This is a genomic window from Nitrososphaera sp., from assembly GCF_036397675.1.
Taxonomy (GTDB): domain Archaea; phylum Thermoproteota; class Nitrososphaeria; order Nitrososphaerales; family Nitrososphaeraceae; genus Nitrososphaera.
Genome location: NZ_DASWIL010000007.1, coordinates 1 through 25,070 on the forward strand (window position 1 = coordinate 1; position 25,070 = coordinate 25,070).

The window sequence follows — 25,070 nt, forward strand, 5'->3', positions numbered from 1 at the left end:
TTAATCATAATTCCACTCAATTTTATGAACATATCCATAGTTGATAGTGGCTACTTTCTGAGCGATAGTGCAATAAAGTTCCAGATATGCAATATGTCGTATATTCATCCGATTAATTTTTCTGTCCGAGAAAGTTCAGCAGCTCACGGTTGACTTGTTCGGCGTGGGTCCAGTTCAAACCGTGCGGCCCGCCCTCAACTTCTACCAGCCGGCTTCCCTCGACAAGTTCGTGCGTGCGCTTTCCCGTGACATCGATGGGAAGTATCCGGTCGGCGTCACCGTGAACGACCAGCGTGGGCACATTGATTCGTGCGAGATCCTTGCGAAAGTCGGTCAACCACGCTGAGACGCAATCCAGAGTACCCTTGGGTGAGGCGCCGGCTGCAACGTTCCAGCTGAACTGGACTGCTTGGTCGCTCACGCGCTTACCTCTAAAGACATCGACGTTGTAAAAGTTCGCGAAGAAAGCGGTTAGAAATGCAAGACGGTCTGCGGCTATGCCGGCCTTGATCCCGTCAAAGACGCCGCCGTCCACGCCGCCAGGGTTGTCAGGCGTCTTCAGCAGGAATGGCGGAATGGACGCTAGAAATGCTGCCTTTCTTACACGCTCAGATCCGTAGGTGCCCAGATAGCGGGCCACCTCGCCGCCACCCATCGAAAAGCCGACTAAAGCTGCGTCATGGAGATCGAGTTTCGTCACGAGCTTGTGCAGGTCTTCGGCGAATGTGTCGTAGTTGTAGCCGGATGTCGGCTTACTAGAGTCGCCGAATCCTCTGCGATCGTATGTGATGACCCTGTAACCTGCAGCTAGCAGGACTGACATCTGCCTTTCCCAAGAGCGACCACTCAGCGGCCAGCCATGAATCAGGATGACCGGCTTGCCGGTACCGTGGTCCTCGTAATAGAGATCGATGCTGCCAGAGTTTTCCTGACCGACATTAACGTATGGCATTGAAACTCTCCTGTCTTGAAAATGACAAATCAAGATGTCGAAGTAACATGTTTTACCACAAGAAGCCTAGCCCTTAAACCTGCCTCTCTTGTCCGCTTGCGCTGCAGGTATTGTAGTTATCTGTCTAGTCTGAATCTTTTGCTTTTGAGCCTTTGGTTGCTTCCCATCAACCACCTCGTAATTGTTTTGATTCCTCACTTGGCAGGTGGTGATTACTAACGAAAATGGTGGCACCACGCGATAACTTTACAGTACCCCACGGATAATACAGCGCCTGCCATTCGTTGTTGTACCATATGCGCGCGTAGATCATTCCGTACAAATTAGCGTTGCCCTGAAAGAAATGGGTACGGGGTTATAGGGCTGGCAGATTCATATCTTTACAAGTGGCCATCCTATGCCCTGACACCGCGGTGCTCATTTATGGCTTGTAAGGACGTGATACAACTATGATGCAGTCGCGTCTATAGGCTGGGAAGACATCAACATCCTGAGGCTGTTGTATCACTATCCCGTTAAAGGAATGGGGCCAGTGGTTTGCGTGCCGTTAACGGTTCGAAAATTGGGTTCAGACGGATATGAGTGTTGGAATTATTAAAGATGTCTGAATCTAAAGGAGTAGGCGCCCGCTGTGGCTTCTAAAACCGCTCGGGCTTCCTAGGATTAGATCCGGAAAAGTAGGGATTAGGGATTCCGACATTTTACAGTCTGACACTGATGGCTCCGCCCAAATTAAACAAGCTTAAATCAGAGCACATTCTCCCTAACCTAAGCACACTACATGGTAAAGGTATACCTAGCTTCACCTTACGGCTTTGCATACTCCACATCAGGGTTCTTGAAGGAATTGCGGGGTGTATTAAGAGACGAGGGCTGGGAAGTACTTGATCCGTGGGAGTTCGGTGAGCCTATGGTAAAGGAATTTCAGATGCAATCGGCTAATCTTTCGGACGAAGCAAGAGTGTCACGACTCCGAAAACTAAATGACGAGATTGGAAATTTGAATCGCGAAGCCCTAGATACGGCGGATATTGTGGTTGCGGGTCTGGACGGTCCAGATGTAGATTCTGGTACTGCTAGTGAGATCGGTTACGCCTATGCACGTGGAAAGATTATAGTCGGATATCGCGGAGACTTCCGCTTGACGGGAGAAAACGAAGCCGCGATGATAAATATTCAAGTACAGTATTGGATCGAACGGAGTGGTGGGAGAATCGTAAGGACTCTCCTCAACCTACTAAGTGCCTTGTCCAGTATCCAAAATAGTCAAAGAGAATGGCGACATGATGGGTTGGATGTGAGCGGGGTTCAACACAAATAAGAAGGTGGAATTTAGTGGTTGATCTGAAGGAAGAAATTTGGAATATTTGGTCTGACACTCATAACAGAATTGGTCCATTGAGAGAATTGGCTTTCAAGATTCAGGGATACGTTTCTAAAGATTTTTTCCTACAACTAGGATATGACAATTCACTACCGGACAAAGATGAACCTGACCAGACTCTACTTACCGTACCGCCTGAGAAATATTCTATGGAACACGTAGGGCAAGCTGAACAGTTGGCCATGAAGTACCAACGGAAAACTGAAGATCTGAAGAAAGTACAACCCTACGATATTCTTCAAATTACCAGTCGCGCTGGTCACCTGCTTGGTCTAACTGAGAAAATAATGGCGTATCGCGAATATCTATCTAACAATAAAACTTCTCCCCCACTTGCTCCGGCTATATCCAACCAACCGCCTAACTCGACAAGTCCGGCGCCCGCTTCAGGTATGCAAACTCTTGCGACTGAGTTCATCCTCAGTTCCGTAATGACAATAGTCGCGACAGCGCGTGACCTGTTAGATGCAGCGGATGGCCATCTCAAAAACTGGGAAACCAAGATCGGAATAAGAGAATCAGCTATTCTCCTGCTCGGATGGCTCGTTCCGGCTGTAGTTATTTACCTAGTCTTACATCCTATCTTTGGATCCAATATCTCGATTGCTGATATCTACAGAGTACCATGGGAAGTATTATTTTGGTCCTGGTTCGGGGCTGTATGCATGTCTCTCATTACGCTCGCGGAGGACATGCTGGAAGGCAAATTCGATCCACGCAAACTGGAAAAGTATCGCTACAAGATTCCTGTTTCCCCTTTTGTAGCTGCTGTAATCGTATTGTTCTTGACCACCCTCGGTTTTTCGGTGAATGAAAGTGCAGGTCCTGTGCAACATATTGTGGACAGTGAAGACCTTAGCAAGATCGGTGTTGTTATGATAATATCGTTCTTACTTGGATTTTTCGGAAAAAGAACACTCGACCTTTTGGACCAGGCGTGGAGAAGAATCTTTCCTGACACTCGACCTTCAGAAGGAAGTGATACCAAGAAAACAGATACCAAGAAATGATTCTCACAGTACTTTACCCGCGACTATCTCGATTACCACTTTGCTTTGCCAGTGGTTTTCGTGCCGTTAACGGTTCTAGAAGTGGACCCAACCATTATCAGAAAACTTGTACATTAGAGACTTTGTCCTCTCGGGTTCTAACACTCCTATGTAGCTATGTAGACTAGTCGCTTCGGTAACTCTTCTAACATAATAAGCGATTATGTTATTCCTTAGATTGATTGAAAGCCGTACCCTCAGCAGCTTTGTGTTATAGTGATTTTTCTGGCCTTCGAGCGTCATAACGAACGTAATGACTTGGATAGCTATAGCTTTTGCTACGCGGCGAAGATATCGCCATCACTTATTACCCTCTATAACACCCGCCAATGGAAGTCCCGATCCTTCCAAAGCTTCGTCAACATCCGTACTTAATTTAGTCTTGTGTTGAATCTTCGGGTATTAGAAAGGGTTATTGAAATTCGGTTGTCAAGTATTGAATTCAAAATCTCTTGAGCAGTTCCACCTTAAGTCTTTGAAACTCTTCTTCGGTTATCAATCCCTTTTGTTTCAATTCTCCTAGTCTTTCCAATTCCTTCAACGGATCGCTGGGTTCTTTCGCCTGAACTGGAGCATTCTTTTCCGCTGTCATAATCTGCCTTGGTAACTCTCCTCGTATGCCCTTCTGAATCAACATATTCAGCTGTTGTGCAGTCTGTTTGTCAACAGCTGGAAGTTTTTCTGGTTTTGAGTTAAAACGAACGATCAATTGTATCTCAGTTGAAAAAACTCCCCGCTTCAATTCTATGTTTGAAATATCCCTGTATGCTATATCATTAATTCTAGCCTTGAGACCGAAGAGTTTAGGGTCTTTATACAGAACTCTCATGTTTGTAACATAAATCTTGTCTGGAGTTGTGATTGAACCACCCGGCAGCCCTCTCCCTTGCGACGCTATCAGTAAAACCTCTTCGTTAGGCATGAACATTGATTTTACTTCAGGGTCTATCTCTTGCGTAGTCACAGCATTTCGTGTAAGATTGCTCATCTTCTTAAGGCTTTGGATGTTTCACTGCCTGTCCTGACATCTGCCCATCCGCTCACAGTTAACCCCGTCGCCTCAGCAGGAGTTTTTCCTTCCAGTGCGATGTGTGGCTTGACAAAGTTGCAATCTGTAATTCTGAAGCCGCATGCTCAATCTGGTGCTAGACATATTGATCACTTGTTTCCTTTGTGCAAGTTAATACCCACCATCCCGCCTACACCAACCGGCGTGTTTATTTCTTCGCAAGTCATCAGGGAACCATCACGTCGGCCCTTCGGGCCTCCTTCACTTAATGATCCCCTAGACTGATTGAAAATCAACTAACGCATCCGGCTGTCATGGCTTAACGTTTGGTCAATACTCTTTGGATTATTTTCTCAGCTTTTTCTTGAGCAGCTCGTGCCATGGAAGCTGCCTTCGTGAGATCTTCATCCCTGCAAATCATTTTGATGATGAGCATATCTCCCAAACTATTGAACTTTGGATCTATTCTCAATTCGTACCAACTACTGCTGTCGATATTCTTTCCTGTTGGCATGAAATGTATGTCCCCTTGAGAATAACCGCCTCCGAGGACTTCATTGATCAATTCTATATCTTTTGAATCCTGAAATAAGGTTGCAAATTTGGCGTAGACATCGGCACCATAATAATAATTCGCGGTTACATCAAATTCGTAGAAATAGATACGAGATTCTATACTTGTGTAGTTCTTACTAATTATCGCAATCATCTCACGCGTAGTTGTAATTGCAGTTTCGATGCTGGCTGCATGAACTCCAAAAACCCCTTTGTTTCCATCGAGATAAATATCAACACTTCCCTTTTGCCCTTGGAAGTTATCTAATACGTTAGCAGTTTGCTGGATTTTGAAGCCAGCACCAACGAGCCAAGTTGCGAATTCGCCAAAGTTTAGTATTGGAACAAGATACTTCAAGCGTATCCCCAATCTAACGTCCAAAAATTCAAATTTGCTTTTCTCTGGGATTTTCTTGACCATAACTTATGCACCGCTGTATGGACTTGTGAAATCTTGATAATACCGATTGCCAGCCCTTCTAATTCGGCCCCTATCTCGTGTACGCGCTCTAATTTGCGAGAACGATGATAAATCCTGAGGTTCAGTTTGTTTGAACATTACAGGCTTTTCAACTTGTGATTCATCCGTCTCGAATCTAGGTTTTGGAATCTGAAGAACATTATCATATAATGATTCCAAAACAGGCTGTGTAAGGTCGGAAACAACATAAAATGAATAGTTACCGCCTTCCCCTCGCTCCAAATAGTTCTTCACCAAGCCGCTGTTTTGCAAAGTAGTAAGGTGTAGTGTAAGACTACTTGGGTTTAGGTCAAACAAGTCCTTAAGTTCAGAGAATGACATCTTTGAGTTTTTCATAAGTGCTACGATAATCGCGGCACGATTGTCATCCCCTAAGGCCTTCATAAGAAGTCTTATCTCTTGCGGAATTTCACTAGCATATCGTTTAATGTTGTCCGCTGAATCCTCTGCCATTTAGTTCAATTTATTGAACTTGGCTTCAAGTATTTAATCCTTATTGAGTTTTGTTAAACACACCTCTTCGTCCAAATCGAAGGCGTATATATATGAGGTGGTATGTGCTAGCAAATTTCGCCCTTGTCTAGTCGTTGGGACGAGTTCAATCGCAAGTATGAAGATAGTGTGAATTCTCTCAAACCCCGCCTAATAATTATTATCTACGGATCTTATTTTCCGGAAAGTGAAAAGAATCTTCTTGAATGTTTGAAAAACTTCCTTATTAGTAATGGATACGAATCCACGTACATAGTCGAAGATTTCGATGAACAAGGGCTCAATTCATTAGAACTTAGCCAACGGTGTTTACTATTTGCCGATGTAAACTTTTTGATATTCACTGAAAAAGGAAAGCGACTAGGACTGGTCAGAGAGTTAGCATTTATAGCTCTATCTCCAGAAATGATCACTAAAGCTGCGGGCTGCGTCGCGTACGATGAAATATTTGAGCAACAATCGTCTATATCTGATTTGTCTGCGCGAGATTTGGGGAATCTGAGATTAGTCAGACATGAATACGGAACAAGAGCAGAATTAGAGTATGCAGTTCTTAGTGAGGCATTTTGGCAGTTAAGGCGACTTTCGCCGATTCTTTCCAGACGGCCACCATACGGTATCTAAGATCAGATTGTTAGCCAAGAATAATCAAATCATTATTTCTGATCTGGTAAAAAGAAAAACCATTCTGTTATAATCTACACTAAAAACATACGTAAAGACGTTAATACGTACACAAAGACTTTACGACGGTGGTAGATTTTCGTGCGTAAAGAGGGGGATGCCTCTTTTTACTCCTTGTCTATAAAAATAGTCTCCCCCATTTTCGTGCTCAGTTCTGTACGCTTTTTTGTATAGACTGGTATGGAGGAAAACGGTCAGAATATGATTCACGAATGGTGAAGATAGTTGCTGGATACTGGCAGATTTTACGTAGGGTATAAAGTATCGAAACCGAATTTTCTCATTTCGCGCTCCAGCCGTTTAGCACACTTTCTTACGTGTTTTATGCTCAGGATATGAAGTTCTCCTCTACCTACGAAAATTAATGCTGTCTCCCTCCCTAACCATCCTTTCATGACACCAATTTGAGGAAGGTCAAGGTCGATATTGTCAAACTTATATTCTCTATATTCTACATCTGGTTCGATATACGCCATCCCCTTTCTAACACAACAGAACCGAAACTTGTGAAAAGTTACCAATTGAACATCCTTGCCTGAGAACCTTCGGTCTTCCCTGCTCACTTGCTCAATACTTCCGATTAAGTCTTTCAATGGTTCAGCAATGACGCGCAAGAAGTCTAGCACCACGAAAGGCTCTCCATGACTTTTTGGCGTCGTTGCTGTTGGTTCTCGGGTAATTACTCCACCACATTCTCTATCATTCATGTATAGATGAAGTCGAAAATCTGAGTGGACATTCTTGGCGTAAACATCTATCTTATTGTGCTTGCGTGTTTTAATGCCGAAAAAAGCATCCTCATATCTAAAATCCGTTATGTTAGGTGCGACCATCTCAAAGGCGCTTTCGGCACTCATGATACCATCCTATAAAGGTCAGAACGAATATTTTAGGATTGAAAAGGTAAGGTGTTGCCTAAGAAAACTAACGACCGAATAAATTGCCGAAATAAATCAGAATAGCCAAGGCACTTGCAACTACTGCTAGAATCACTTCTAGATTTTTCAATTTCGAAAATGAATTTTCCCTTCCTTGAATTCCATTGCTGTTTGTTATATCACCAATTTTAGCTAGTTCTCTGAGGGGTTCTAAAGGGTCGTTGTGAGTAAAAGCCTGAAAGAATACCTTAATCGTCTCAGCTTGTCGGTCGGCGCTTTCTGTCAGGATTTTGGCAATAATTTTTTCGGAATTCCCATGCTTCAGATTGAGCGCCACACTTGCATATCGTTCATACCATTGCAGGCTCAAAATCAGGAGTTTGACCTTTTCGAATCCATCTTGTTTTTCACTTATGGTTTTGCATGTTCCTCTAGCCATAAGTAGTAGAAAATGCTCATTCTTGTCCCAGTAACCAAACACCGCGTGAGTTAACAAATACCAGAATACAGAAAGAATCGATAAAATAGGAATCCATGCAGGTCCAGGGAAAACATCAAAGTAAGATTGGGACGCCGCAAATACAAGCGCAACTTGGAATACAAAAATTATGAGCGTTAAGAAAAAAACCGATAACCAACCTCTGCGAATCATATTTAGGGTAAAGTGAGCTTTTTTCGCCTTAACGTACCCAATTTTTCCATAATCTTCGCTTTTTGTCGGGACAGTCGATATAAGGAAAAGAAATGCAATAACCGGCAACAACACAGAACCCTTAATTTGACCTACATACTCACGGCTTATGGCGTCAGCATACACAAATAATGCCATAGCTAATATCGGTAATACGCCGATACCTACAATGTAAATAATGTAATATGGAAGAATTTTAGTCAATTTATGTCTCCGCTTACGCGTTTGTTCTTTTAAACTTTAGCAATATTACAATATTACGACAAACCTTGTGGTTTCACAAGCCCCAATCAAGAAAATCAAATCGCTTTTGAAACTATGTGATTTAAGGAAAACGGCATTGAATCGTTACAAGTAGCATCATCGACTGAACTGAGCGAGCCAATCCAGAAACGCTTCCTATCACTATTGATATTGATCAAACGCCTCTCAGGTTTTATTCTTCCAATATCATGTAGGCGGCTTTGAATAATGCATGAGCGCAGATGGCTAACCCTATCCTCACTCATCTCGAGATAGATTCTACCTTGTTTGACTATGGTTTTGACATGCTCGAAGGTTTTGCCTTTCAACCTGCCAAGACCTCGCTTTTTCCAGTCGCCGCCGAATCTATAGATACCATTTTGGAGATAGTAAGCGTCGTTGCTGTGCTTGTCTAGGTTAAGCGCTCCTAGTGCATTTGAATGAATATCGACCTCTTTGGAAAAGCAGATAGAATCAGTTGCAAAAGAAACAACGCTATCCGAGAGGCGACTTCTGGCAACGAAATCATACATCCTTGCTCTAGTCTTGCCAGTGATAGATGCGCAGATGATAGGATTAAAGAGATTGCCGATATAGCCATGCTGCTTTTGAGCAGTCTTGCCGTAGATGGAATTGAGGATGGTCTTTAGCGGCAACTGTAGAGCGTCACCTTGCAATTTCAACTCCAATCTTTTGTTGTACATATTTTCGACAAATTCTTTGTAAGGTCTATCATCCAGATTCTTGGGAATAAACTGCCACGAGTTTTTTATACGGTAATGCTCTGCATCCCACAAGTCTCTCATTACCCACGAGTTTTGGGTTATTTTTTCTCCCGACTGTGCCCTGTAGTCAATCCATTCCTTTAGCGCGTTATAAGCTTCTGGCGTAACAAATGTCATGTATTCGTCTGGTTCGCCGCGGTAAACTTTGATTTTTGCTGCGACCACCTCCTCGCCCCTTATGATAGGTTCGATCTCTCCCCAGCGAAGATAGTCCCACGCGCCAAGTCTGATACCTGATGATATCATCGTTAGGATGATGGGTTTTATTCTTCTGTCCGGGTAATTGAGAACGGCTCGGATCTCGTCGATGGTCGGGGACCGGTCGTTGCTTGCGCTGCGGGCACGAGGAATGCCCTTGGCAATCTTTTTCCAGGCCAGCTGGATGTCGTTCATCTCGCAGAAAAGCTTGATTGGTTTGTAATAGTTCCTGAGAGTAGATTCAGTTATCTCGCTGTTTGTAACCCTCTCCTTCTGGAAGTTGATAAAGCGTATCACTGAGTTGAGGGCCCAATTTCCGTCCTTGCCGCACTCCCTAACGAACTGGCTTGCCTGTTCATCTAGTGTTCCTTCAAGACCGAGGTGGTCAAAGAATGCCTTTAGCTTTGAGGTATACTGGCGCCTCGTCTCCTCAGCCCTTATGGCATACAGGAACATGCCAATCGGGTCTTGGTTAGGAACTCCCAGTATTTCTGCCTGATCCGTTGATGATGGCCGGCTCAAACCCTTCGTTTCTCATCTCTTTTATGGTTTAGAGTCCAATTTAAGAACCGTTAAAGGAGTGGGGCCAGTGGGATTCGAACCCACGACCTCCAGCGCCCCGGGCTGACATCCTGCCAAGCTAGACTATGGCCCCCTGCCAAAACAGGATTACCGACCTCTATTAAACCTACACCGCTTTCATGCGCCGGAAAGACAGGATGCCAAACAGACCGAGAGCCCCGGTGTACGCGACCAGTATCGCAAAGTCGATGAGAGGATCGGCGCTTCCTATGCCAAGCATCATGCCGCGGAGAGCGCTTACACCGTAGGTCGCAGGATCTATAGTCGTGAGCACGCCAAGCCACCCTGGCAGGTTGTCAAGCGGGAACAGCGCGCCGGACAGGAAAAAGAGCGGGAACACGACAAAACTCACAATCATCTGGAACCCCTCTAGGCTGTACATGTAGCTACCAAGCGCAAGCCCAAGCGACGTGAGCCCAAACGACATAAGCAGGATGACGGCTACTGCCTGCACGAGAGAAACAGGCGTGAGTGGTATGCCTATGACCGCGCCTATCGCAAGAAGCATCAAAGCCTGCACAAGCGAGGTTGTCATGCCGCCAAGCGTCTTTCCTACAAACACCGTGCCCCTGCTCACCGGCGCGACCATCACGCTTTTCAAAAAGTCAAACTTGCGGTCCCAGATTATGTACGAGCCGTAAAACACCGACGTGAATATGATTGACATGGCGATTATTCCCGGGAAGATGAACGTCTGGTAGTCTACAAGGCCGACATCAAACCCGGCCGCCGATCCAATGCCAGAGCCTATCACGAACAGCCACAAGATAGGCGTGAACGTCGACGCGACCAGCCTACTCTTTTCGCGCAAGAAGACCTTGAACTCGCGCAGCCATATCGCGTACACCTTTGCTAAGTGAGCTTCAATCATACTTAGCAAACCTCTCCATGAATCCGCCTTCTGCCTCTTCCTTGATCTTCCTGCCGGTCAGCTGTATGAACACGTCGTTGAGAGTGGGGCTTGAAAACTCGGCCGACTCGGCATCTATATTCTGCAAGAGGACCGGCAGGCTGCGCCTCGCGTCCTTGACCGACAGCACAAGAAAGCCGTCGACAAACTCGGCCTTTTGCACGAAATCAAACTTTTTTGCAACCGCGTCCGCGCCTCTGTCCTGCGTCTTGATGCGGATGATGTCGCCTCCAAGCGACGCCTTTAGTTTTGCCGGCGTGTCCAATGCGACAATCCTGCCCTTGTCAATAACGCCAATCCTGTCGCACAGCAAGTCCGCCTCTTCCATGTAGTGCGTGGTCAGTATGATTGTGACTTTTTCCTCCTTGACCAGCTTGCGCACGTATTTCCACATGCTCTCTCTGCTTGCCGGGTCGAGGCCCAGGGTGGGCTCGTCGAGGAACATCACCTTTGGCTTGTGCAGGAGCCCGCGTGCAATCTCTAGCCTGCGCCTCATGCCCCCAGAATACGTCTTGACCCTGTCGTGCTTTCTCTCTGACAGCCCAACGAGCTCCAGCACGTCCTCTATCCTTTTTCTCCTGATATTGCCCGGCACACTGTACAGCAGCGAGTGGATGTACAGGTTCTCGTAGCCGGTGAGCATGTCGTCGCTGCTCGGGGCCTGGAAAACTATGCCGATGCTTTCGCGCACCTTTGCGGGCTGGCTTACTATGTCAAAGCCGTTCACAGTCGCAGTGCCCGAAGTGGGCTTTAGCAGGGTGGCGAGCATGTGTATGGTCGTCGTCTTGCCGGCGCCATTTGCGCCCAGCAAACCAAATACCTCGTTTTGCCCTATGTCAAGCGTCAGGCCATCTACCGCGGTCAGGCCGTTGTAGCGCTTGACAAGGCCCTCTATCTTTATCAAGCGTTATCACTTGACGCCTTCGGCTATTATATGTAAAGAAAAAGAAAATAAAAATGAAAAAAGAGGGTTTAACCGCCTATCCTGAACATCTTGGTGCCGCACTTTGGGCAGACGCCCTGTGTAGCAGGCTTACCGTTTTTCATGGTAATCTTTTTGGCGTCTTTCATTTCGCGCTTGGCTTTGCACTTGACACAGTATGCTTCCATAATGCCCCTATGCGGAGTGGGGCTAAAAAAGTCTACTGGTCGGGAACTAGCCAGTCCGTGAGAGTGTCTAGCTCCTCGCAGGCAAGGGTGACCCTGATGGGCCCCAGGGGAGATTCCCCCTCATCCTCGATGACCACTGCAATTCCTGCGGTGGCCGCCTGCTTGTTGAGGAGGAACCACGTGCTAGTCCCCGCCCTGTTGTCGAGCAGCATCCGCCTCAGCACGCCCATCGCGGACCTTGACCTTACCTGCTCGTATATCTTTTCAAGTGCCCCCGCGCCTGTGGTCTTGCCGATGACCCTGCTCCCGTATCGGAACTCGGGCGAGCACCTCACTATGCTGTTCATCGCGTCAATGATCTTATCCGGGTCCTCGGATGGGTTGACCGACGCCTCGACCTTTACCTCGATTAACGACGTGACGGGCGGCTTTCTCATTTTGCCTCCTCCAGCCAGCCGTTCACTATAGCCCACGCCCTCTCCTTCAGCTGGTCGATAGTTATCTCGTTGTTTGATATCGTCTCGTCGGCAAGCGCGATTGCCTCGCTGATGCCGACTGACAGCTCGCGCTTGTCCCGGCCGGCAAACTCGCCGCTCGACGCCGGCGCGTCAGACCTGCCCCTGTTGACTAGATACTTAAAGCGCGTGTCCTGGGAAGCGTGAATTGCCAAAAGCTTTACAGTCCCGACAGTTTTCAAGACTTCGATCTCCGGTATGCTGCGTATGCCATCTATCACCAGATTGTTGGTGTTGCTGTCCCTCTCTAGCTTTTTCAATATCAGGTGCGCGACCGCGCTCTGGCCCAGCTCCTGCCTGAGCTTTATCATCATGGAGCCCAAGTTTGCGTCCGTGGGTTCCAGTCCCCGACCCCTTGCCTCCTCGCGCACCGCGTCGCCCATCGTTATGACGGAAAACGCCTTTTCCTTCAGGTATGACGCGACCGTGGACTTGCCTGCGCCGGGCATCCCGGTGAGGCACACTATGAGCCTTGACAACGCTTGTTCTCCAATAAAGCAGGTTTATCTTTATTCCGCCGACAGATCCCAGTAGTTAGCTTCCCTGAACTCGTCCTTGGGCTTGCCAAGCGACTTCCACTCCTTGAACGACTTGGGATACAGCTTGACGTTGCTGTAGCCGGCAAGTTTCAGCGCATAGTACGCAAGCCCCGAAAGCGTCCCGACGCTGCCGCAGTAGGTGATTATTTCAGAGTCAGGCGTTATGCCGCGGTTTTCTATCATGCGCTTTAATTCGTCGGCCTTGCGAAGTATGCTTCCATTTGATCCAAGCATGGTGTAGGGTATGTTCGTTGCGGTGGGTATGTGCTCTGTCAGGAAATTGAGGCGCTCCCGGGAGTCGACCAGCAGTTTTCCCTGCTGCGACTGCGCCGATTCCACGTAGGACGCGTCCGCGTACATCTCTTTGTTTGTTGCAAGAGGATGCCTGGTAGGCTTGAACGTGTTTGGCTTCGTCTCGACTTCAAGGCCGAGCCCTTTCCATTGCGAAAACGTCATTTCAAGGAGCGCCGTGTTTGCGTGGCCGACGTACTGGAACGTCCACGCCATCCTTGCGGCCAGAGCGCCAAACGTGTCGTCGTATACCACGACCGGCATCTTTTCCGTGATTCCAAACTCTTCCAAGATCTTCACGACGCGCTCTGGGGTGTCGTTCTCAAGCAAGCGCGCAAGCGGCAGCGATGCCGCAGTCGGTATGTGGCCGGCGTTATAGTCTTCTGCCCTGCGCACGTCCACTACACGTGCCGCCTTTTTGCGAACAAGCGTGCGCAGCAAATCAGCGTCACACACAATTGGTAGCTGCACAAAGCTGGGCGCGCCCTTTGCGACTCTGGCAGCCTTGACTTTCTTTACGGATTTAGCCTTCTGTTTGGGCCTGGGCTTAACCTCTGCCCTCATTGCTTTTTTCAAGCCGCGCATTCTCCCCTTGCTGTCTTTGCAACGAACTTGGAGTCGCTTCCATAGTCGCGGTAGGCGTCAGGGTCGCTTTCGGCCGGCGGCAGCTGAATCGTGGAAACGAGGGCCTTTTTCATGTCGTCGAGGTTCTTGATAATTCCAGAACCCTGACCCCTCACGACCTTCACGATCCACTGGTGCAGGGTCTCGCCCTCTGCCCGCTCGGCCTTGTAGGTCTCTATTATCTTCAGTATGGTGTCAATGACGCGCTTTGCCGGCACGCGCATAATCGCCTTGCCAAGTTCCCCTTGCTCGCCGGCACTCCCACCAAACAGCATAGTGTATGTCGGCGACATCGTGTCGCCTATCCTGGTCGCGCCGCCGAAAAAGCCTACCGTCGCTATTTCGTGCTGGCCGCACGAGTTGGGGCAGCCGCTTATCTTTATGGTCGCGTCCTGGAGGCTGTCGTCGGTGTCAAGCCCGAGCTCTAGGAACTTGCGCTGCACTTCCTTGGCAAGCCTGTGCGAGTTTGTGATTGCAAGGTTGCACGACGTCGTCCCGGAACATCCCACGGTCGACGCAATCGTGAGCGCGCCGGGGTTTGCGAGGCCCGCTGTCGAGAGCCTGTCAAAGAACTCTCTCAGGTCGCTGCCGCGCACGTAGCGCACCGCAAAGTTCTGCTGAGGCGTAGTCCTTGCCACGCCTTCTCCAGAGAGCTCGCGGATTTCAGACGCCAGGACGCGCAACTGGCTTGCGGTGATGTCGCCTGCGCCAAGTGTGATGAACACCGTGAAAAAACCTTCCTGCTTTTGCGGCACCGCGTTTGTGTGCAGCCACCTTTCAAACGCCGGGCTGTCCTTTGTCACCTTGTCAAACATTGGAAGTTTTACCATCTCGTTAGATTTCGGGAGCACGCGCCTGTCTACCTGCGATTCGGCGTCGTACGTCTTTGCGGTCGCAAGCGACGTGGTCATCTCAACTGTCGTCCGCTCCTTGAGCACCATCTTCTGGAATTTCTCCCAGCCGGTCTCGTGCACCAGGTAGCGCATCCGGTTGCGGGCCATGTTCTCGCGGTTGCCGTTCCTGTCAAACAGCCGCACAGTTGCCATGCACGTAGACAGCACACGGTCCTCTGACGTGAAGTCCTCGAGCGGGTGGCCTATGAACGACGCGGCCCCAAGCCCGCCGCCAAGGTAGATGCGGAATCCCTTGACCTGCTTCCCGTCTATTTCTTTTATCGCCGGGACTAGGCCAATGTCTGCAACTCTTACCAGGCCGTGCTTTTCACAACATCCAAAGTTTACCTTGAACTTGCGCGGCAGGTTCTGGCACATAGGGTTGCGTAGGAAGAACCTCGCGACTGCCATCGAGTATGGCGTGGCGTCAAACGCCTCGTCGGGGCAGACGCCGGCAAAGTGGCTGCACATGACGTTGCGGACTGTGTTGCCGCACGCCTCCCTGGTGGTAAGCCCTGACTCTACCAGCCCGCGCATAACCTCGCTTACGTCTTCAAGCTGGACCCAGTGAAGCTGTATGTTCTGCCTCGTGGAGACGTGGGCGGAGCCTATCGAGAAGGCTTCCGACAGGCCGGCGATTTTCTCGACCTGCTCCGGGGTTATCTCGCCCGAAGGGATCTTTATCCTGACCATGCTGTAATCGGCGTGCAGGCGCGAGCCGTAGGCGCCGTGTTGCAGCCTGAAGCGACGGAAATCGTCTTCCGAAATCTTGCCCTGTCTGAAAAGCTTGACTTTTCTAGCGAAAAACTCGGTCTCTTCCTCCTTGCCCCATCTGGGGTTGGGCTTTGGTGGAGAGACGCCCTTTTGTTTCTGGTTTGCAGCGGCGGCCCTGGCTTTGGTCATCTACAGGATTAAAACGGTGTTTTAAATCATATATTTTTTGTGGATAGGGGAATTATTGGCAGCAGAGCTTGAGGCAGGCGGCAATAATACGTCATCTATGTGCATAATGCTTAATACAGTGAAATGGCAGAAACGCGCATGGCAAAGGCAAGCCCAATCCCAAAGGGATACCGCACTCTGACGCCGTCTATAGTAGTCAAGGACGCAGACAAGGCAATAGCGTTTTACAAGAAGGCTTTCGGGGCCAAGGAGCTCCACCGCATGCACCTGCCCGACGGAAAGACCGTCATGCACGCCGAGCTCCAGATAGGCGACTCGCACCTGATGATGTGCGACGAGATGCCTGACATGAAGTGCTACTCGCCGCAGAGCGTGGGAGGCGTCAGTTCTAGCCTTTACGTATACGTTAAGAACGTGGACAAGGTCTTTGACCAGGCAGTCAAGGCCGGAGCGACGGTCGCCATGCCTGTGATGGACGCCTTCTGGGGCGACAGGCACGGGAGCGTCATAGACCCGTTCGGGCACGTCTGGGGCCTTGCGACCCGCAAGCGCAACCTGACTGCAAAGCAGATGAAAATGGCCGGCGAGGAATGGATGGCCCAAATGCCCAAGCAGTAGAGCAAGCTTAAAATCACCTATCCGCGGGCTCTGTCACTGAACGGTAAATGGGCAAGAGAACACTGGTTCGCCGGCGTGGGCACGGGGGCAAGCAGTTTCGCGCAATCACGGTCGGCAAGATAGCACCGGCAAAGTATCCCAATTTCAAGCTAGAAGAGCATCATCAAGGTACCGTAGTTGACATTGTGCACGAACGTGGCAGGGACGCGCCACTGGCAAAAGTATTCTTTGACGACGGCAGGTACTCGTACGTGCCTGCGCCCGAGGGAACGACCGTCGGGAGCGTCATCGAGGTCGGCACCGGCACCGCCGCATCGCGGGGCAACATACTCTCCCTTGAATCAGTTCCTGACGGCACCGTTGTGTGCAACATCGAAAAGAACGCCGGCGACGGAGGCAAGCTGATAAAGTCCGCCGGCTCGTCCGCAATCGTGTTTGCGCACGGCACCGAAGGCGTCACCATAAAGTTCCCGTCAGGCAAGTTCCTCACATTAAACGCAAAGTGCAGGGCAATGGTCGGCGCAGTGGCAGGCGCAGGGAGAAAGGAAAAGCCGTTCCTCAAGGCCGGCATGCGCGCGAAATACATGCAGGCGCACGGCAGGCTGTACCCGACTGTTAGGGGCATCGCCCAGGCGGCGGTCTACCACCCACACGGAGGCGGAAGGCACCAACACATCGGGCGCCAGTCGTCCGTCAGCAGGAGCACCCCGCCAGGGCGCAAGGTCGGCAACATTGCTCCACGCAAGACCGGCCGCGGCAGGGTCAAGGACGCTCCGCAAAAGGCCTAGGGGCCTTTTTCCCCTGTTACATAAAACCTATATTCTTGGGCTCCACGTTTGAGTTAAATGAGAGCCGAGCAGTTTTCAAAGAACGTCCTGGCGCTTGACCCCCGGATCAGGTTTGCCGGCGTGGTCGAAAAATCCGGCCACCTGTACGCCGGTGTCAGGAGGGAAGAAACCCCTAACAAGCTTTCAGACAAGAGCACCGAGATATCCTTGGCGCAGTCCGCCTATATCGTCGACCTGCGCAAGATATTCACAAGAGAGCTCGGCGAGCTAAAGTCAGTCGTCTACACCTACGACAAGGTCAACATCATCAGCATTCCTGTCAAGGATCACGTCGTGGTCATCTCGACGGAGGCTGACGCCGCGCCGGACCAAGTCGTGGCCAAGGTGAGGGATTACGTCAGGTCGGTCGAAAAAGAGCTCCTGCTGTCGCCGCCCGCAAACGTGGTGACCGAGGAAAAGAGGGAGGCCATGCGCAACCTGCTCGACTCGGGGATATCCGACGAGCTAGTCGCAGAGCAGCTTGACCTTGACGTGGAGCTTGTCAGGGCGCTTGCAAAAGAGCTGACTAGCCAATAGTCTTGAACTTGTCAAGCGACTTCCAGAGGTACCAGGTGGCTATCGAGCGGTAGGGCCGCCACGGCCCGGCTAACTTCTCCATCTTTTCAGGCGTCGGAAGCGTCCACAGGGCGTACGCCTTCTGCATCGCCCTTCTCAGCCCAAGGTCGCCCACCGGCAGCACGTCGGACCTGCCCAGGCAGAATATGAGGAACATCTCGGCGGTCCACCTGCCGATGCCCTTGACCTCTGTCAGCCGCTCGACTACCTGCTCGTCATTCAATGATGCAAGCCCTGCAAGGTCGATGCTGCCAGAATGGACGCGCGACGCAAGGTCGCGGATGTACTCTGTCTTTTTGCCGGAAAGGCCGACGCCGCGCAGCCTTTCCTGCGGGGTCTTGAGAAGTCGCGCCGGAGTGGGAAACCTATCATTGTATATCTTCATGAACCGGCCGTGTATCGCATCGGCCGCGCTTCCTGCAAGCTGTTGGTACATTATCGCCTCCACAAGCGACTGGAACGGCTCGCCGCCTGCAGAGATAGAGTAGTCGCCCACCGACCGGATTATCTTGCCAAGCCGGGCGTCGGCCCTTGAGAGGTGGGCAATCGCTTCTTTCAGCCGTAGATCTGCTCCTTTGTGGAAGGCGGTACCTGCTCACTCCTTATCTTTTTCAGGGTCTTTTCTATGACCTCTGCTTCTTTCAATAAAGCCACCACGTCGCACTTTGCCCCCGGCGCAAGCTTGGCCAGCGCTTCTGCAATGGCCGCGCCGGCACGAAAGTCCGGCGCGTCGCGCACCACCTTTACAAGGAGCACTATAACGTCATAGTTGCGCCACGATCCCTCGTTGAGCAGTATCGCGGGGATGCCGGAGACGGTGCCGGAAAGCGCCGGTGAGATCCCCGCCTCGGCGGCCTTTCTGAGCGCGTGGAGAGTGCTTCCGACAGCGTACACCTGCGGGCTTAACGCGTCGGCCGCCTCGCCCTCCTCGTACGGCAGGTCTGCCGCGCTGACTATCAGGTCGCAGTTGCTGTGGAGGGCCCACTCGAGCATGAGGTTTGCCGCCGGCCTGAACAGCGACGCGTCCAGGTTCAGCTCGGACACGAACATGGCAAGCTTCAGCTCCTCGTTTGCGTAAACGCGTGCAGGGCAATTCGGCATCGCGTTGCGGACGATGGAAAGCGGCGGGAAAGCGGGCGAGTCTATCATCGCTACGAATTCTGTCTTGAGCGAGTGTATCAGACACTCGGACGCAATCGCGTTTGCAAGCCCGACGCTTGGAAAGCCATCAACGAGTACGCCCCCTTTCAGGTTCACGTTTTTCAGCTTGCGTATTTCAATTATGGGTTCGGCCAACGCCCAAGCTTGGCAGCGCTTGATTATAAAACATAGCTCAGAGGTCGAGCGCGTCCAAGAGCGCCTTCAGCCCCTTGCGGGTCTGGTCACGCTTGTATGCCCTCAGCGCGGATATAGCGGCTTCCCTGTCAATTTTGCCCATCGCCCTGCCAATCATAGCTGCGACCGCGCCGGCGACAAAGAGCGACTGGCCGGCTGCAGAGACGTTTGCGGTCCTGCGCTCGGTGCTTGCGGTCTCAAAGTCGATTATCGTCGCGCGCTTGGCAACGATGACGTGCCTGTCAAGCCTGCTCAGTTGGCCGTGGTCGAGGCCGGCCCTGTCAAGCAGGTAGCACTGCTCAAGCACTGATTTTGCCGTTTGCTGCGCCTCGTCCTTGCCTGCACATGAGGCCCACTCTGCAATGCTCGGCCCCTCAGCAAACTCCATAAGCATGAAATTCTGCGTATAGTCATAAAGGCGCGGGCCCACGCCGGCGTCGTTTGCTATCTTGTGGAGTCGGGCTTCGCCTGCCATGCTCTGCCTGTTGGCGTCCACCCTGCGTATCTTCAGCGCGCACATCTTTTTACCAACCTTTGCCCTGACCACGAGCCCGACGCAGCCCTTGCCGGCGATGCTCATGCCAGAGACAATAGTGTCACCTCCGGGGATGATCGAAGAGACGCCGAGGCCGCGCAGCTCGCCTAGGCGAGCCGAATAGTCGCTTTCATCAACCCGCGGATAAGTCAGTATCTTGGCAAGCTCTGGCGCGCTTGCGTCAAGACCCGAGAATGAGGCCCTCTGTCGATGCAAGCTCGTCAACTGCCTGTTTCACCAGGGCATTTGTCCCGCGGTTTCCAGTATAAATCTTGAGATTCCCGGTCACCATACCCCTTGCGACGCCGCTCCCATCCTTTTTCAAAAGAGACCGGACAAGCCGGCCGGCGTCGGTCTCCTTTCTCTTGACTATGGTGGAGACGCGCATCCCTTTGTCGGCCCATATTGCAAGTGGGCTCTTGGCCTTTGCGACAAAGCTGTCGACGTCTTTTGCCCTGAATATCTCGGGGCCCTTTCTTGCCGTGTAGGGGGCAAGCATGTGGGACTCGAGCAAGAACGCGAAAACACCGTGCGTTTCCTCGTCGGTGGCGCACGTTGACCTTATCACAGCAAAGCCTGCAATCTCCAGCTGCTTGGCAACTGCGTTCTGACTCCTCTTCATCTGACCCCATATCGTGTCAGGGCTGCGCTTGCGGTGCGAAAACTCGGCGACCAGCACGTGCGGGTACAGCTTCTTGTTTACCCTTGCCTTCAACCTCGAAAAGAACCTGATTGAAGGCTTTCTCAGAAACGCCCGCGCTGCGAGCGTGAACTTGCCGGCGCACTCGGGTGATATGGCAGTCCCGAGATTGCGCCTGAAGTCCACGGGGTCGATTATGATAAGAGGGCTTGAGAACCCCTTGACAACGTCGCGGTCATAGTCGCCTATTGCGATTACCTGTCCCTGCTTTAAATCCGCAGCCGCTGCCAGCACACCTTCAAGCGAGCCGTATTTTGCCACCAAGACTTCAGACACATAGCCCGAAAACCCGCCGGTGGATATCTCCGCGCCGTAAATCCCGGCGCTTTTCAGGAATTTCTTCAAGAGCCGCGCGTGGGCGCGCTTTTGCGCGTCAAACGCGCCTTGGACGTACTCTGTGTGGAACGGCGACCTGTCTGCCGCGCTCTTCCACTTCCCTTTCTCCACGTCGTAGCAAGGCACGACATTGACCCTGACGCCTTTGACAAACGCCTCAACATAAGGGTGGTCCGAGTAGCGCAGGTGCGCACCGTGATTTTTCAGGGAGGCCATGCCAAGCTCGACTCCCAGCTTTTCGAATCTCTTCTCGTCTAACGACGGGCTGACCTTGACGAAAATGTCCACGTCGGCGTCGCCCCTGAGCCAGGTGCCCTTGGCAAAAGAGCCGCCGTAGACGACTCCTGTCACCTCGGGGCCAGCCCTGCCTTTGACAAGACTCATAGCCTTCTCCGCTACCGCGGTTATCTTCTCTGTTTCCTTTGCGGTGGGGTCGCACGTCGCTAGCGCCCTTGCCAGCATGTCCGCAGTCATTCCTTTGCCTCCTTTGCAGCATTCACGGTATAAACGTTCGAGTATGTCGGGCCGGACGGCGCAAGCTCGCTCTTTTTCAGGTACACTCTGTTTATTATGTCGGTTCCAAAGGTCCTGCCGGCGTACTTTTCCACGCCGACTCGCACATGCCTGTTCTTTGAACGGAAGATGGTGAGGTGGGGCGAAAACGGCTTGTCAGGCACGAAGCCTATCGCCTGCATCCTAGAAATGACCTGTCCTGCAAGAACCTCAAGCTTCTTCTTACCCTCCTCGTCGATCCCGACCCAGACCACCCTTGCATTGCTCGGCCTGGGGAAGGCGCCCACACCCGTGTACGTCAGCGAAAAGGGCTCAAACGACATGCCCAACAGCGCTTCTTGCACTTGCTGCGCCTGCTTTTCTGAAATCTCGTCCAGGAATATGAGGGTAAAGTGAAAGTTGCCGGGCGCAACCGGCTTGACCTCTTTTGGACTCCATGCAGCCATCATCTCTTGCTGCAGTTTGCCGATTGCATCGCTGGTGGCTTCGACTGCGACAAAAGCCCGCACATTTCAGTGTGGAAAATGTGTATTTATATTATTTTGCCAAGGGCTGGTGTGTCGAATAGCTAGACCATGAACAAACACAGATTTCAGTCTGGCCTAGGCTGACGCCTTGCTCATGAACGTGTTATAGATGGACGCTTTTAGAAGCAGTTCGTTTACGATGTTCTTCCACCTGGCAGATGTCACATACTCACCAAACGTTCGCTTTAGAGAAGAGAATGCCGATTCAGCAATCCATCGCATGCCATAGCCGTGCCTCCTTTTCCATTTCTTGACATCTTTTAGCTGTTCCACCACTACCATCTTCCTTGGCATGCACCGTGTGCATGAAGTACAGAAGCGTTCTTTCGCACCTTGATGCCAGTGGAATCAACTGCTATCGTTACGTCTTTTTCTAGGTCTACCTCCGGGTTTAGTTTCACGTTTACCCTTGTCACCCTCCACCACATCGTCGTGTAGTCTGGCACCTTCAGTTTCTGCACGTGCTCTGACATCACGTTGAGGAACCCTTCCAGCTGCCTGTACGGCAGCAGGTATGCGTGTACGGTGGCGAGCAGCCGTATCAAGGAATTCGGATAGTGGTATTTGGCGCCTTCCTTTCCTTCGTTCATCGCCTTCAATTCTGCCCGCCAGTTCTCTAAAAAATCGGTATCAAACATTACTTCGCCGCGTCTTACCAGCGACTCGTTGTATTCATGCCAGTTAACCTTCCTTCTTTTCTTTGGCTTCTTCTCGTCCGTCAACAGACATTGTTGTTCATGCTACCATAAAGCTTGTTCTGGCAAAAGTAGGTGATATGCTGATGAGTTATTCAACACAACACCAAGGGCCCGACTGTATTAAATAACTCCGAATAGGCTTTCATGCCGTGGCAGGCGCGGACAGCTTTGCAGTCGAGCAGGGCAAGGGCAAAGAAGCTGTCGACTGGATGAACGAGTACGCGAAAAAGAACAAGCTGAAATTCGAGGCAAAGCTGGAGGGCTACTCGATGCAGTCAGTCAAGTTCGGCGTGTTTGAATTGATATCGTGGAAGGGCGAGTGGTCTGTCGCGAGAAGCATCATGAAAAAGGTCAGCGGCAAGCTGCGCATAAAGGCAATAGAGTCGGGCTACCACGAAAAGAAGGACCTTCTGTCGTCGATGTTCGGGAGCGCCGAGTTTGGCAAGGTCTACTCGGGCGGCTACTTGGTGGGCCAAATCGAGTTGACGTCAAAGGGCGGCAGGTGGACCTTGAAAGCAGAGTCCTACTTTTGACTCAGGTACATCTTTTTCATTTCCCTGACCCACACGTCCTTCTTGCCGTATATCTCCTTGTGCTTGCGCGACTTGCAGACTGACAGCGCGTAGCTGCAGAGCAACGGAAAGTAGACAGATGAGTCTCCATAAACGATGACGTTCCCCTTGTGCGAGGTCTTGATCTTGCCCCAGCTCTTGCCCTCCTGCAGCGTAGCGCCAGAGAGCCCGCCGGTGTCCGGCCTTGCGTCGGTCAACTGGATGAGGTAGTCCTGGCCGCCCTCCTTTATCTTCAGTATCTGGTAGAGCGCCGGCCCCGTCTGTTGGAAAAAGTTCTTTGGCACTCCGCCGCCAAGCTCCAGGCCGCCTGACCTCTCGCTCTTCCACAGGATGGCAGCAGACTCGGCGACATCAAGTATGGTGTTTGGAAACACGCCCTTGCCTTCAAGCAACAGGGGCAGCATGTTGAGGCCGATTGATGAGTCGCCTATTGCCGGCATGTACACAGGCGCCTTGTGCTCGTACGCTTTCACCAAGAACGACTTTTCAGGGTACCTGGCGTTTTCCTTGGCAGCCTTGCCGAGCGCGTACGAAATGTCTGCAGTCGAGGCGTTTGCCGGGATTTCGCTGGCCCTTTCTGCCATGTCCTTTTGCACCAGAAGGTCCTGCGCCTGTAGCGTTTCCATTTCCTTAATGTACACGTCGTAGATGCGCACGATCTGCTTTGCATAAAGCACGTCGTCGTCCACGTCGAAATGCCCTTGCTTGACCGGGAGGCCGTACGCAAAATGCAGGTCGTGGTAAACGTTTGCGCCGGTCGCTACTATCCAGTCGATAAAGCCTGCCTCTATCATGGCAGATATGGTTCTGCCCATGCCTATCGGCGTCATGGCTCCGGCAAGGGTGAGGCAGACAGTAGAATTGGTGTTTATCATGTCCTCTAGTATCTCGGCGGCCTCTGCAAGGCGCCGGGCGTTGTAGCCTGTCGCGCCGTAGAATTTTATCAAGTCGGGGACTGTCATGTTTGGAGAAACCTGCGGCGGATCTATCTTGCGGCCTGAAAAAGTGTGCCTTGGGTCGCTGCGGTCGCGCACCATCTTGTTAGAAATACACTTGCTTAAAAATTCTGTCAGATGAGATTTTTATTATAGGGCAGGCGATACGCTTGCATGGCCGGCAAGAAAAAGGACGAACTTTTGCACAGCGCAGTTAAAGACCACGCCATCGACAAGAACACCGACATCAACGCTATTCTAAAAAGCATGGAAGAATCCGGCGGATTCGAGTCGCGCAACCTTGCCGAAGGCGTCGACATTTTGAAGAGAATGATGGACGAGCCAAAGTGCACCAAGTTCCTGTCGTTTGTCGCCGCGCTGATGTCAACCGGCGCGCGGGGCATCGTCCGTGACATGTTAAAGAACAAGATGTTTGACGCCGTGATAACGACGTGCGGCGCGCTTGACCACGACATCGCCCGCTACTACGACAAATACTACGCCGGCGACTTTCGCATGGACGACAGAGAGCTTCTTGATAAAGCCGTGCATCGGCTTGGAAACGTGCTCGTGCCGATGGCTGCCTACGGCCCATTGATCGAGGAAAAGGTGCAGGCCCTCCTCGCCGACATGTACAAAGAGGGCAGGAAGGACATCGCCACCTACGAAATCACGGACAAGATCGGGAGCACGCTTGGCGAGTCGTCCTTCCTTTATTGGGCGCACAAGAACAAGATACCTGTCATCGTGCCGGGCATAGTCGACGGCGCAGTTGGGAGCCAGGTATGGCTTTTCCACCAGCAGCACCGCGATTTCAAGCTGGACATCCTGAAGGATCAAAACCTGCTTTCAAACCTGGTTTTTGACGCCAAGAAATCCGGCGCGTTCATGATAGGCGGCGGCATTTCAAAGCACCACACGCTGTGGTGGAATCAGTACCGCGGAGGCCTTGATTACGCAGTCTACATAACTACGGCGCCTGAATGGGACGGCAGCCTGTCAGGCGCGCTCGTCGCAGAGGCGATATCGTGGGGCAAGGTCACAACGAAAGCGAGGCAAACGACAATCCACGGCGAGGCGTCAACACTCCTGCCTTTCATCTACGCAGCTCTTCTCAAAAGGTAATACAG

At 51.2% G+C, this 25,070-nt stretch carries 29 protein-coding genes and 1 tRNA gene; 7 read left to right on the top strand and 23 right to left on the bottom strand.

Features of this window, described 5'->3' with window-relative positions; all coding sequences use genetic code 11:
* Positions 1-112: 112 nt before the first annotated feature.
* On the bottom strand, positions 113-952 hold the full coding sequence (locus VGA14_RS00750) for an alpha/beta hydrolase (protein WP_331001827.1): 840 nt from the start codon (positions 950-952) through the stop codon (positions 113-115).
* A 781-nt stretch (positions 953-1,733) separates the two neighbouring features.
* Here VGA14_RS00750 and VGA14_RS00755 point away from each other — a divergent pair.
* Together VGA14_RS00755 and VGA14_RS00760 are read left to right on the top strand one after the other, a co-directional pair.
* Positions 1,734-2,273, top strand: coding sequence for a nucleoside 2-deoxyribosyltransferase (locus VGA14_RS00755; RefSeq protein WP_331001828.1), 540 nt, complete (start codon positions 1,734-1,736; stop codon positions 2,271-2,273).
* A gap of 14 nt (positions 2,274-2,287) precedes the next feature.
* Positions 2,288-3,346 carry a hypothetical protein gene (locus VGA14_RS00760; protein WP_331001829.1) on the top strand — a complete coding sequence of 353 codons (1,059 nt, stop codon included), beginning with the start codon at positions 2,288-2,290 and terminating at the stop codon, positions 3,344-3,346.
* A gap of 481 nt (positions 3,347-3,827) precedes the next feature.
* On the opposite strand, the gene VGA14_RS00765 is transcribed toward VGA14_RS00760, so the two are convergent.
* The 14 genes from VGA14_RS00765 to VGA14_RS00830 form a co-directional block, all read right to left on the bottom strand.
* Positions 3,828-4,349 (bottom strand): PH domain-containing protein, encoded by a 522-nt coding sequence (locus VGA14_RS00765; RefSeq protein WP_331001830.1) that lies wholly within the window; start codon positions 4,347-4,349, stop codon positions 3,828-3,830.
* Positions 4,350-4,713: 364 nt separating this feature from the next.
* Positions 4,714-5,370 (bottom strand): hypothetical protein, encoded by a 657-nt coding sequence (locus VGA14_RS00770; protein WP_331001831.1) that lies wholly within the window; start codon positions 5,368-5,370, stop codon positions 4,714-4,716.
* 3 nt (positions 5,371-5,373) lie between these two features.
* Positions 5,374-5,883: a helix-turn-helix transcriptional regulator gene (locus VGA14_RS00775; protein WP_331001832.1), complete on the bottom strand. Its 510-nt coding sequence runs from the start codon at positions 5,881-5,883 to the stop codon at positions 5,374-5,376.
* A 968-nt stretch (positions 5,884-6,851) separates the two neighbouring features.
* Positions 6,852-7,463, bottom strand: coding sequence for a hypothetical protein (locus VGA14_RS00780; protein ID WP_331001833.1), 612 nt, complete (start codon positions 7,461-7,463; stop codon positions 6,852-6,854).
* A 67-nt stretch (positions 7,464-7,530) separates the two neighbouring features.
* The gene (locus VGA14_RS00785; RefSeq protein WP_331001834.1) at positions 7,531-8,379 is read right to left on the bottom strand and encodes a hypothetical protein; all 849 of its coding nucleotides are present in this window, start codon (positions 8,377-8,379) and stop codon (positions 7,531-7,533) included.
* 95 nt (positions 8,380-8,474) lie between these two features.
* On the bottom strand, positions 8,475-9,923 hold the full coding sequence (locus VGA14_RS00790) for a hypothetical protein (RefSeq protein WP_331001835.1): 1,449 nt from the start codon (positions 9,921-9,923) through the stop codon (positions 8,475-8,477).
* A gap of 59 nt (positions 9,924-9,982) precedes the next feature.
* Positions 9,983-10,056, bottom strand: a tRNA-Pro gene (locus VGA14_RS00795).
* 33 nt (positions 10,057-10,089) lie between these two features.
* Positions 10,090-10,854: an ABC transporter permease gene (locus VGA14_RS00800; RefSeq protein ID WP_331001836.1), complete on the bottom strand. Its 765-nt coding sequence runs from the start codon at positions 10,852-10,854 to the stop codon at positions 10,090-10,092.
* Positions 10,847-11,797, bottom strand: coding sequence for an ATP-binding cassette domain-containing protein (locus VGA14_RS00805; RefSeq protein ID WP_331001837.1), 951 nt, complete (start codon positions 11,795-11,797; stop codon positions 10,847-10,849). Before VGA14_RS00805 ends, VGA14_RS00800 begins: the two co-directional genes overlap by 8 nt.
* Before the next feature lie 68 nt (positions 11,798-11,865).
* Positions 11,866-12,003, bottom strand: coding sequence for a DUF5679 domain-containing protein (locus tag VGA14_RS00810; RefSeq protein WP_292643083.1), 138 nt, complete (start codon positions 12,001-12,003; stop codon positions 11,866-11,868).
* Positions 12,004-12,035: 32 nt separating this feature from the next.
* Positions 12,036-12,440 carry an RNA-binding domain-containing protein gene (locus VGA14_RS00815; RefSeq protein WP_331001838.1) on the bottom strand — a complete coding sequence of 135 codons (405 nt, stop codon included), beginning with the start codon at positions 12,438-12,440 and terminating at the stop codon, positions 12,036-12,038.
* Complete coding sequence (locus VGA14_RS00820) at positions 12,437-12,997, bottom strand: AAA family ATPase (protein ID WP_331001839.1); 561 nt, start codon at positions 12,995-12,997, stop codon at positions 12,437-12,439. The genes VGA14_RS00815 and VGA14_RS00820 overlap by 4 nt, the downstream gene beginning before the upstream one ends.
* A gap of 30 nt (positions 12,998-13,027) precedes the next feature.
* Positions 13,028-13,924: a sulfurtransferase gene (locus VGA14_RS00825; RefSeq protein WP_331001840.1), complete on the bottom strand. Its 897-nt coding sequence runs from the start codon at positions 13,922-13,924 to the stop codon at positions 13,028-13,030.
* A complete protein-coding gene (locus VGA14_RS00830) occupies positions 13,921-15,768 on the bottom strand; it encodes a nitrite/sulfite reductase (RefSeq protein WP_331001841.1) in 1,848 nt (615 codons plus the stop codon). Before VGA14_RS00830 ends, VGA14_RS00825 begins: the two co-directional genes overlap by 4 nt.
* Before the next feature lie 138 nt (positions 15,769-15,906).
* Between VGA14_RS00830 and VGA14_RS00835 the strand changes: the two genes are divergently transcribed.
* The 3 genes from VGA14_RS00835 to VGA14_RS00845 are packed head-to-tail and all read left to right on the top strand — an operon-like array spanning position 15,907 to position 17,750.
* Complete coding sequence (locus VGA14_RS00835) at positions 15,907-16,386, top strand: VOC family protein (protein ID WP_331001842.1); 480 nt, start codon at positions 15,907-15,909, stop codon at positions 16,384-16,386.
* Positions 16,387-16,433: 47 nt separating this feature from the next.
* On the top strand, positions 16,434-17,174 hold the full coding sequence (locus tag VGA14_RS00840; RefSeq protein WP_331001843.1) for a 50S ribosomal protein L2: 741 nt from the start codon (positions 16,434-16,436) through the stop codon (positions 17,172-17,174).
* A 57-nt stretch (positions 17,175-17,231) separates the two neighbouring features.
* The gene (locus tag VGA14_RS00845) at positions 17,232-17,750 is read left to right on the top strand and encodes a DUF6659 family protein (RefSeq protein WP_331001844.1); all 519 of its coding nucleotides are present in this window, start codon (positions 17,232-17,234) and stop codon (positions 17,748-17,750) included.
* On the opposite strand, the gene VGA14_RS00850 is transcribed toward VGA14_RS00845, so the two are convergent.
* The 7 genes from VGA14_RS00850 to VGA14_RS00880 form a co-directional block, all read right to left on the bottom strand.
* The gene (locus VGA14_RS00850) at positions 17,740-18,285 is read right to left on the bottom strand and encodes a DNA-3-methyladenine glycosylase (RefSeq protein WP_331001845.1); all 546 of its coding nucleotides are present in this window, start codon (positions 18,283-18,285) and stop codon (positions 17,740-17,742) included. The two genes, VGA14_RS00845 and VGA14_RS00850, sit on opposite strands and share 11 nt — an antisense overlap.
* 59 nt (positions 18,286-18,344) lie before the next feature.
* Positions 18,345-19,085 carry a proteasome assembly chaperone family protein gene (locus tag VGA14_RS00855; protein WP_331001846.1) on the bottom strand — a complete coding sequence of 247 codons (741 nt, stop codon included), beginning with the start codon at positions 19,083-19,085 and terminating at the stop codon, positions 18,345-18,347.
* 37 nt (positions 19,086-19,122) lie between these two features.
* Entirely contained in the window at positions 19,123-19,875 is a 753-nt protein-coding gene (locus tag VGA14_RS00860; protein ID WP_331001847.1) for a hypothetical protein, read from the bottom strand.
* On the bottom strand, positions 19,841-21,169 hold the full coding sequence (gene cca / locus VGA14_RS00865; RefSeq protein WP_331001848.1) for a CCA tRNA nucleotidyltransferase: 1,329 nt from the start codon (positions 21,167-21,169) through the stop codon (positions 19,841-19,843). The genes VGA14_RS00860 and cca overlap by 35 nt, the downstream gene beginning before the upstream one ends.
* Positions 21,166-21,717: an RNA 2',3'-cyclic phosphodiesterase gene (gene thpR, locus VGA14_RS00870; RefSeq protein WP_331001849.1), complete on the bottom strand. Its 552-nt coding sequence runs from the start codon at positions 21,715-21,717 to the stop codon at positions 21,166-21,168. Before thpR ends, cca begins: the two co-directional genes overlap by 4 nt.
* A 93-nt stretch (positions 21,718-21,810) precedes the next feature.
* Positions 21,811-22,017 (bottom strand): hypothetical protein, encoded by a 207-nt coding sequence (locus VGA14_RS00875; RefSeq protein WP_331001850.1) that lies wholly within the window; start codon positions 22,015-22,017, stop codon positions 21,811-21,813.
* Positions 22,011-22,457 carry a transposase gene (locus tag VGA14_RS00880; protein WP_331001851.1) on the bottom strand — a complete coding sequence of 149 codons (447 nt, stop codon included), beginning with the start codon at positions 22,455-22,457 and terminating at the stop codon, positions 22,011-22,013. Before VGA14_RS00880 ends, VGA14_RS00875 begins: the two co-directional genes overlap by 7 nt.
* Positions 22,458-22,582: 125 nt before the next feature.
* Between VGA14_RS00880 and VGA14_RS00885 the strand changes: the two genes are divergently transcribed.
* Positions 22,583-22,966, top strand: coding sequence for a hypothetical protein (locus VGA14_RS00885; protein ID WP_331001852.1), 384 nt, complete (start codon positions 22,583-22,585; stop codon positions 22,964-22,966).
* On the opposite strand, the gene VGA14_RS00890 is transcribed toward VGA14_RS00885, so the two are convergent.
* On the bottom strand, positions 22,957-24,042 hold the full coding sequence (locus VGA14_RS00890) for a homospermidine biosynthesis protein (RefSeq protein ID WP_331001853.1): 1,086 nt from the start codon (positions 24,040-24,042) through the stop codon (positions 22,957-22,959). The two genes, VGA14_RS00885 and VGA14_RS00890, sit on opposite strands and share 10 nt — an antisense overlap.
* 72 nt (positions 24,043-24,114) lie before the next feature.
* On the opposite strand from VGA14_RS00890, the gene VGA14_RS00895 reads away from it, so the two are divergent.
* A complete protein-coding gene (locus tag VGA14_RS00895; protein WP_331001854.1) occupies positions 24,115-25,065 on the top strand; it encodes a deoxyhypusine synthase in 951 nt (316 codons plus the stop codon).
* The last annotated feature ends 5 nt before the right edge of the window (positions 25,066-25,070 follow it).